The sequence below is a fragment of the Corynebacterium minutissimum genome (genome assembly GCF_000805675.1).
GTDB classification, from domain to species: Bacteria; Actinomycetota; Actinomycetes; order Mycobacteriales; family Mycobacteriaceae; genus Corynebacterium; species Corynebacterium minutissimum.
Genome location: NZ_JSEF01000031.1, coordinates 1 through 1370, shown reverse-complemented (window position 1 = coordinate 1370; position 1370 = coordinate 1). Strand labels below are relative to the sequence as shown.

1 pseudogene is annotated in these 1370 nt (G+C 56.1%); it reads left to right on the top strand.

Annotation, left to right across the window (positions count from 1 at the left end):
- Window positions 1-1370 (top strand): annotated as a pseudogene (locus tag NX84_RS13045) (hypothetical protein); the annotation flags it as partial.

The following is a 1370-nucleotide window of genomic DNA, read 5'->3' as shown; positions in this document are numbered from 1 at the left end:
ATCACCGATAAGGATGGTGATGGCATCCCGGACATCATTGACCGTGATGATGAGGATGGTCCGAAGGGTGATAAGGACGGCGATGGCATCATCAATGCTGAGGACCCGGATGCTGATGGCGACGGTGTGTCCAATGATGATGAGAAGGAAGCCGGTCTTGATCCGTTGAACCCGGATACTGATGGTGACGGCACCGAGGATGGTGACGAGGACACCGATGGTGACGGCAAGAAGAACAAGGATGAGTCCGAGGTTCCTGAGGGCAAGGTTGAAGACAAGGACGGCGACGGCCTTGGTGATACCGGTGTTACCGATAAGGATCCGGAGGACGGCGAGGCTGACATCACCGATGGCCCGCTGACCAACGACACTGATGGTGACGGCAAGCCGGATGCTGTTGATCCGGACATCGATGGTGATGGTGTCAATAACTCTGACGAGAAGGCTGCCGGTACCGATCCGTATAACCCGGATACCGATGGTGACGGCACCAATGATGGTGACGAGGACACCGATGGTGACGGCAAGCCGAACAAGGATGAGTCCAACCCGGATGAGGATAAGACCACCGATAAGGATGGCGACGGTATCCCGGACATCATCGACAAGGATGATGAGGATGGTCCGAAGGGTGATAAGGACGGCGACGGCATCATCAACTCTGAGGACCCGGACGCTGATGGCGACGGTGTGTCCAACGATGATGAGAAGGAAGCCGGCCTTAATCCGCTGAACCCGGACACCGATGGCAACGGTACCAATGATGGTGACGAGGACAGCGACAAGGACGGCAAGTCCAACGCTGAGGAGTCTGAGGTTCCTGAGGGCAAGGTTGAAGACAAGGACGAAGACGGCCTTGGCGACACCGGTATCACCGACAGGAACGGCAACGATGTCGCCGATCTGATTGAGGCTGAGGACAAGCCAGGTGACGAGGACGACAAGCCGTCTGATGGCAAGAAGGACTCCGATAACGACGGTCTGACCGACGATAAGGAGAAGGAGCTTGGTACCGATCCGAATAAGGCTGACACCGATGATGACGGTATCAACGACGGTGATGAGGTAGACGGTTCTAAGAACCCGTTCGATAAGGACGGCAACAAGGTTAAGCCGGGTGAGAACGGTGCTCCGACGGATCCGACCAAGCCTGATACTGATGGTGACGGCCACAATGATGGTTCTGAGGTCAACAACAAGGACAAGGACGGCAAGCCTGCTCCGACGGATCCGAATGACCCGAACTCCAAGCCGGGTGAGGATGACCAGAAGGATACTGATGGTGATGGCCTGCCCGATGATAAGGAGAAGGAGCTTGGTACCGATCCGAATAAGGCTGACACCGATGATGACGGTATCGACGACGGTGA